Origin of the sequence: Pyramidobacter porci, assembly GCF_009695745.1 — a bacterium.
In the GTDB taxonomy this organism is placed as follows: Bacteria; Synergistota; Synergistia; order Synergistales; family Dethiosulfovibrionaceae; genus Pyramidobacter; species Pyramidobacter porci.
Genome location: NZ_VUNH01000007.1, coordinates 164,038 through 170,792 on the forward strand (window position 1 = coordinate 164,038; position 6,755 = coordinate 170,792).

Here is a 6,755-nt window from a genome sequence, read left to right on the forward strand (position 1 = left end):
GGATAGCCCAAGACGCTGTAAAACGCTTTCTCGAGAGTAATACTGTTCATAAATTCGAATTGACTTTTCAAAAGCCAAATGATATTTTAAATTAAGCATAAAAACTATAACCGTTATTAACGGTTGAGAGGAAGCGATCGTTTTATGGACAGAAAACTGGTTGCGGTTCTGGCAGGTGCGGCGGCGCTTGTTTCCTCCACGGCCTTCGCGATGACGAAGGAAGAGGAAGATGCGGCCTGGAAGAAGGAGCCTGCTTACGGGCGCGTGATTAACGTGGGCTACAACGGAGGACTGTGTCTCGGCACTTTTGGCATTGCCGACATCAAAGGCTTCTACGCCGAAGAGGGGCTGAAAGTCAAGATCACGCGCATGACCAAGGATGTGGATGCCATCGGCACCGGCAAAGTCGATGTGGTGGGCGGCCATATCGCTAAATTCATCATTCCTGCGGTTAACGGCGTGCGCATGAAATTCACGACAGGCATCCACACCGGCTGCAAATCACTGTACGTGCCCGCCAAGGGCGACATCAAGAGCACAAAAGATCTGGTCGGCAAGACGGTGGCTGTGCCGAACGGCATTGGCGACTCCGATCAGAACATCGCCATGCGCTTTTTCAGCCGCGACGGTATCAGTCCCTTCCGCGACATCAAATGGAAGGTCGTTGAAGCGGGAGTCAGCATCATGGCTATGCAGAACGGAGAGATCGAGGCCGCGCTGCTTGAAGATCAGTTTGCCCGCCGCTTCCTCGACGATGGTACTTTGCGCATCGTGCGTTCGCTGACCTACGACGATGACTTCAAAAAGGAGGCCTGCTGTGTTCATGCCGTCAATCTGGACTTCTACAACGAGAACCCGATCACCGTGAAGAAACTGACTCGCGCCCATGAAAAGGCCAGTCAGTGGATTCTCGACAATATCGACGAGAGCGTCCGCCTCCTGCTCGACCACAAGTACGTCACCGGCGGCTTCGACCTCGTGCAGTCCATTCAGAAAACTCTGGATTACGGCATCAGCGATCAGGCGACGGAAGAGACGCTGCGTCTTATCATCCGCGATTACCAAGGCTTTGGCATTCTCGATCCCCGCCTCGATCCCGACAAGATCCTGAAAAAGATTTGGGATCCGGTCTTGCAGCGCGATTGATTTTTATGGTTTCGGCACTTTGTTTGAAAGGAGAACATTGCCATGAGCGAAAAGAATGCCGCGGCGGTCAAGTCGCAGATCGATTACAAAAACGCGGCGCGCCAAGCTGGCCTGCGCGGTAAAAAGCTGCGCGAAGCCGCCCCCGAAGCGACGCAGGCTTTTAGCGCCCTCGGGGCCGCCGCGCTGAAAGACGGGGCCTTGTCTTTGAAGACGAAAGAGTTGATCGCGCTGATGCTTGCCCTGCAGTCCCACTGCGAAATGTGCATCAACGCGCACGTCCAGAATGCCATCAAAGCCGGCGTCACCCGCGAGGAACTGGCCGAAGCGCTTTCCGTCGCCGTGCTTATGGGCGGCGGCCCCAGCTTCTCCTATGCCGGAGTCGTGCTGGAGTCCTACGATCAGTTCAGCGCCAGGTAGCAGCCTGATTTTTTTTTACAACCATCTTGTCTACTGAAAACCAAAGGAGAACTGTCGATGAAAAAGTTTCTTGTTGCTCTGTTCTGCGCCGCGCTGATGGGCGCGTCCGCTTTTGCCATGACGAAGGAAGAGGAAGACGCCGCATGGAAGAAGGAACCCGCCTGCGGACGGGTGATCAAGATCGGCTACAACGGCGGGCTGTGCCTCGGCACGTTCGGCATCGCCCAGCTCAAAGGCTTCTACGAGGCGGAAGGGCTGAAGACCGAGGTGGTCCGCATGTCCGGCGGCAGCAGCGGCCAGATCGACGCCATCGGCACCGGCAAGGTCGACGTCACCGGCGACCATATCGCCACGATGCTCGTTCCAGCCGTCAACGGAGTGCGCGTCAAATTCACCACGGGCATTCATTCCGGCTGCAAATCGCTCTACGTCCCCGCGGACAGCCCGATCAAGACTACGGCCGACCTCGTCGGCAAATACGTCGCCATTCCCGACGGCATCGGCGGCTCCGACCAGAACATCTCCATGCGCTTCTTCAACCACGACAAGATCGATCCGCGCCAGATCAAGTGGAAGGTCGCCGAAGCCGGTATCGCCGTGATGGCCATGAAGAAGGGCGAAGTGCAGGCGGCGCTGCTCGGCGATCAGTTTGCCAAGAAGTTCCTCGACAGCGGCGAACTGCGCATCCTCCGCTCGCTGACGTTCGACGAGGATTTCAAGCAGGAAGCCTGCTGCATCCATGCCGTCAACCTCGATTTCTACAACGAGAACCCCGTCACCGTCAAAAAGCTGACTCGCGCCCACGAAGCCGCCAGCGCCTGGATGATGGAACACCCCGAAGAGGCCGTGAACACTCTTCAGGCCAACAAATGGGCGGCCGGCGATCCCAAGCTGGTGCTCGAGATCTTCAAGACCTACAATTTCGGCATCGACGACAAGGCGACCGAAGCCACGCTGCGCAGCACCATTGACGACTACAAAAGCTTCGGCATGATCGACGCCAAGAAGGACACCGAAGAGCTGATCCGGAAAGTCTGGGATCCCGTCGTCAAGAACGACTGATACCATTAGCTCCGGACCGCGGCGTTTCTTTTCGGATGTTTCCGCCAAGAGAGGGCTCTCGGCGGGAACATCCGCTCATATCCAAAAGGGGGAATTTCAATGGCAAAGTATTCAGTCGAACAGGTCAGTCCGAAGGCCGTCCAGAAGCACGCGGAAGATCTTTACAAAAACGGTTTCTTCTGCTGCGAGGCGGTGATGTCGGCGATCAGAAGCGATTTCAACGTGGACGTCCCCGAAGAAGTCATCGCTCTGTCGTCGGGCATGGCGATCGGCGCCGGTCGTTCCGGCTGCATGTGCGGGGCGCTGAACGGCGGCATCATGGCGCTGAGCCTGTTTTTCGGCCGTACGACGCAGGACGGCCCCAAGGACCCGAAGGTCAACTACTGCATGAAGCTCACGCACGAGCTGCACGACTGGTTCAGGGACGCGAACGCCAAACACGCGAACTGCTGCCGCGTGCTTACCGGAGGCTTCGAGATGGCCGAAGGGGAACACAAGGCTCAGTGCATTGCCTTCACCGGTCTCTGCGCAGGCAAGGTCGCCGAGATCCTGTGCCGCGAGCTGAACATCAAAAACGTTGACGACGGACCGATCGAAGGTTTGAAAGCGCCTTATTTGCCGCCTGCGAAGAGCTGATTTGAACGGAGGTCGACGGATGCAGTTCATCAAGAAAGTGCCGATTCCCGCGGCGGGCGTGATGCTGGGCGTCGCCGCGCTGGGCAATCTGCTGCAGAGCTGCGGCGAGGGGATCCGCGTCGTCTGCGGGGTGCTGGCGGCGTTTCTGCTGGTTCTGCTGCTGTTGAAGTTGTTTTTCTTCCCCGCTGCAGTCAGAGAGGACATGCAAAATCCGATCACGGCGGGCGTCTCCGCCACGTTTCCGATGGCGCTGATGCTGCTGAGCACGTATATCCTGCCCTTTGCCGGCGGGGCGGCGCGCGTTCTCTGGTGGTTCGCCGTGGCGCTGCACGCGCTGCTGATCGTTTGGTTCACTCTCAAGTTCGTGCTCCACTTTGACCTGAAAAAAGTCACCACGGTGTTCTTCATCCTCTATGTCGGCATTGTCGTCGCTTCGGTGACTGCCCCCGCGTATGGACGCAGCGCCGATGTCGGCGCCATCGCTTTCTGGTTTGGTTTTGCAGCGCTTCTGATCCTGCTGTTCGTGGTGACGAAGCGGTATCAGACGCTGCCCGTGCCGGAGCCGGCGATGCCGCTGATCTGCGTTTATGCGGCACCCACAAGCCTTTGCGTGGCCGGTTATGTGCAGTCGGTCATGCCCAAGTCCTTCGCGATGCTGATCTTCCTGCTGGCGCTGGCGCTGTTGACGTACGTTTTCGCGCTGATCAGGAGTTTCTCGATGCTGAAATTGCCGTTCTATCCCAGCTATGCGGCTTTCACTTTTCCGTTCGTGATCGCGGCGATTGCCTTCAAGCAGGGCGCGGCCTGCGCCGTCAAGCTTGGGCATGCGCTGCCGCTCCTGTCGTACGCCGCTTCGGCGGCGACGCTGGTCGCTGTGGTGCTCGTGGTTTATACCTATCTCTGTTTCATGAAATTCATCTTTTCGAAATGATCTGCTCCGGACGAAGTTTCCGTCCGATATGAACGAAATCTGCCGGCAGTATGGCACAGAAGGGGGAGGGCTCACTGCGGCTTCCCCCCCCTCTTTTTGCGTTTTCGTCCGACGCGAAACGGAAACTGAAAATGTGACAGGCAGCCAGCGCTGCGCGGTGCTTGCCGAAGAAAGGAGATTTTTCTTTATGCCCGGTCATGAAAACGGCCACGCTTCCGGGATGCCGCCCCGCCGTCTGACGCGGGACGAACTGGCGATTCTCGAGAGCCGCCCGAAAACGAAATTCCAAAAATTTCTCGATTACGTCGTCTGTTTCCTTCCCGTCGTTGCCGGCGGCGTCGCCCTGTGGGAGTACAACTGCCTTCCCGATCTGCAGGGAAATACCCACGGCAACGACTACAACTGGTTCATTCTTGTCTTGATGGGGCTGGTGCTGATCGGTTTTCTCGCCTCGTTCTGCGGGCGCCGCGCCTTCCGCTGGATGCGCTACAAAGCCCCTTTCTATACGTTCGTCTTTCTGGCGCTGGCCGGCTACGACTGGCTGACGCTCAAGACCGGCGGCCTGCCGCTGCCGTACTTTCCGTGGCTCGATCAGATGCTGGAAGCAGCCATCGCCGACTGGGGGTACTTGATGGACTGCGCCAAAAACTCGCTGATCCTGCTGTTCACCGGCTACTTCATCGGCGTCGGCGCCGGGCTGGTCACCGGCATCGCCTGCGGCTACAACCGCAACGTCAATTATTGGATCGAACCGTTTACGCGGCTGCTGGGCGCCATCCCCTCCACGACGTGGCTTCCCGTCGTCATGGTGCTGGCCGCCACGCTCTTCCGCGGCAGCGTGTTCATCATCGCCCTCGGCGTGTGGTACTCCGTCACGATTGCCACCAAGACCGGCATCACCAACATCGACCCCGCCTATTTCGAGGCGGCGCGCACGCTGGGCGTCAAGGGCATGCGCCTCGTCGGAACCATCGCCGTGCCCTCGGCGCTGCCGAACATTCTGCAGGGCATGACTCAGGGCATGAGCACGGCTTGCGTCGCCCTGATGGTAGCCGAGATGATCGGCGTCGAATCGGGGCTTGGCTGGTACATCACCTGGCAGAAAAGCTGGGCCCGCTACGGTAATATGTACGCCGCCGTCGTAGCCATCTGCGTTATCTTCGTGCTTGTCAACACGCTGCTGGGCGCGATCCGCCACTATATGCTGCGCTGGCAGGAAAGGTAGGCCGCCGCGATGTCCGAAAATATCCTCAAGCTCGAGCGCGTCAGCAAAAGTTTCGCCAACGCCGGCAGTTCCGTCACCAACGCCCTCGAAGACATCGATCTGGAAATCCGTTCCAGCGAGTTTATCAGCGTCATCGGCCCCTCCGGCTGCGGCAAATCGACCATCCTGCGCCTGATCGCCGGACTGATCGTGCCGACGACCGGGAAAGTGACCCTCAACGGCGAGGTCATCGACGGCCCCGCCCCCGTGCGCGGCATGGTCTTTCAAAAGCCGACGCTTTTCCCGTGGCTGACCGTGGAACAGAACGTCACCTTCAGCCTGAGAATGCGCGGCCAGCTGCGCGGGCATGAGGCTGAAGTCGAGGAACTGATGAAGACCGCCGGACTGTGGGACTTCCGCAAGAACTGGCCGCACCAGCTGTCCGGCGGCATGGCCCAGCGCGCCGCGTTGCTGCGCACCATGGTCAACAACCCGCAGGTCTTTCTGCTCGACGAGCCGCTCGGCGCGCTCGACGCCTTCACCCGCATGACCATGCAGGACGTGATCCTCTCCATGTGGTCACGCCACCGCCCCATGGTCGCCATGGTCACGCACGACGTGGACGAGGCCTTCTACATGGGTTCCCGCGTCATTGTCATGGCGCCGCGTCCCGGCCGCGTCCACAACGACATCAAAGTCGACCTGCCCTATCCGCGTCGCCGTACCAGCCGCGAATTCATGGACTATCGCAGGTTCGCCATGGAACAGCTGAACTTCGACAACCGCCAAGCGTAAACTAAAGAGACTTTTCTCTTCAGCATAAATAGGAAGAGAAAAGCCTCTTTGTTTTTTTGAACCGCGATCCCATCAGCGAACATTTTTGCGAAACGTTAAAGATGAAATATTCTGTTAAATAGCTAATTCTAAGACATTTCATGATAATTAAAGAAATAAGTCAACAAAAATTTGTGACTTATAGTCAATGCATCAAATAAATTTCAGTAAAAGAAAACAAATAGATTCTTATTCGTGATGAGAGAATCTAAATGAAATCGTAGACAGAAAAGGACACTCGCGTTAATATACCCCATGTTGCGCGCGGGAAGGGCGCTCCCGAAAGAGAGGGAGCGGTTGGAGAGCGGGCGACAGAGCATCTTGACAATAGAAGAGGACGAGGAAGAGAAGCCAAGCGAGAGCGAGCCTGGAAGATGCAGTAGGTAAGGGATAAAGGATTTAACGGAGAGTTTGATCCTGGCTCAGGACGAACGCTGGCGGCGTGCTTAACACATGCAAGTTGAGCGGAGATGGATTGAGAGACTTCGGTTGATTGGTACATTTCAGCAGCGGACGGGTGAGTAA

Annotated in this window: 7 protein-coding genes and 1 rRNA gene; all 8 read left to right on the top strand. The window is 57.5% G+C overall.

The genetic code is table 11. The features are described from left to right. Positions 1-144: 144 nt before the first annotated feature. On the top strand, positions 145-1,146 hold the full coding sequence (locus FYJ74_RS07765) for an ABC transporter substrate-binding protein (protein ID WP_154529004.1): 1,002 nt from the start codon (positions 145-147) through the stop codon (positions 1,144-1,146). A 42-nt stretch (positions 1,147-1,188) separates the two neighbouring features. Beyond that, a complete protein-coding gene (locus tag FYJ74_RS07770; protein ID WP_195838855.1) occupies positions 1,189-1,563 on the top strand; it encodes a carboxymuconolactone decarboxylase family protein in 375 nt (124 codons plus the stop codon). Positions 1,564-1,620: 57 nt separating this feature from the next. Beyond that, positions 1,621-2,625, top strand: a complete 1,005-nt coding sequence (locus FYJ74_RS07775) for an ABC transporter substrate-binding protein (RefSeq protein WP_154529005.1) — start codon at positions 1,621-1,623, stop codon at positions 2,623-2,625. A gap of 99 nt (positions 2,626-2,724) precedes the next feature. After that, positions 2,725-3,261: a C-GCAxxG-C-C family protein gene (locus FYJ74_RS07780; RefSeq protein ID WP_154529006.1), complete on the top strand. Its 537-nt coding sequence runs from the start codon at positions 2,725-2,727 to the stop codon at positions 3,259-3,261. Positions 3,262-3,280: 19 nt separating this feature from the next. Further along, on the top strand, positions 3,281-4,192 hold the full coding sequence (locus tag FYJ74_RS07785) for a TDT family transporter (RefSeq protein ID WP_154529007.1): 912 nt from the start codon (positions 3,281-3,283) through the stop codon (positions 4,190-4,192). Positions 4,193-4,379: 187 nt separating this feature from the next. Further along, a complete protein-coding gene (locus FYJ74_RS07790) occupies positions 4,380-5,417 on the top strand; it encodes an ABC transporter permease (RefSeq protein WP_154529008.1) in 1,038 nt (345 codons plus the stop codon). A gap of 9 nt (positions 5,418-5,426) precedes the next feature. Continuing rightward, entirely contained in the window at positions 5,427-6,191 is a 765-nt protein-coding gene (locus FYJ74_RS07795; RefSeq protein WP_154529009.1) for an ABC transporter ATP-binding protein, read from the top strand. A 438-nt stretch (positions 6,192-6,629) separates the two neighbouring features. Continuing rightward, positions 6,630-6,755, top strand: a 16S ribosomal RNA gene (locus FYJ74_RS07800); the annotation flags it as partial.

Excerpts from the sequence above, each read along its gene's own strand:
- FYJ74_RS07790 (WP_154529008.1), top strand. The coding sequence starts at position 4,380 with ATGCCCGGTCATGAAAACGGCCACGCTTCCGGGATGCCGCCCCGCCGT.
- FYJ74_RS07785 (WP_154529007.1), top strand. The coding sequence starts at position 3,281 with ATGCAGTTCATCAAGAAAGTGCCGATTCCCGCGGCGGGCGTGATGCTG.
- FYJ74_RS07770 (WP_195838855.1), top strand. The coding sequence starts at position 1,189 with ATGAGCGAAAAGAATGCCGCGGCGGTCAAGTCGCAGATCGATTACAAA.
- FYJ74_RS07780 (WP_154529006.1), top strand. The coding sequence starts at position 2,725 with ATGGCAAAGTATTCAGTCGAACAGGTCAGTCCGAAGGCCGTCCAGAAG.
- FYJ74_RS07765 (WP_154529004.1), top strand. The coding sequence starts at position 145 with ATGGACAGAAAACTGGTTGCGGTTCTGGCAGGTGCGGCGGCGCTTGTT.
- FYJ74_RS07795 (WP_154529009.1), top strand. The coding sequence starts at position 5,427 with ATGTCCGAAAATATCCTCAAGCTCGAGCGCGTCAGCAAAAGTTTCGCC.
- FYJ74_RS07775 (WP_154529005.1), top strand. The coding sequence starts at position 1,621 with ATGAAAAAGTTTCTTGTTGCTCTGTTCTGCGCCGCGCTGATGGGCGCG.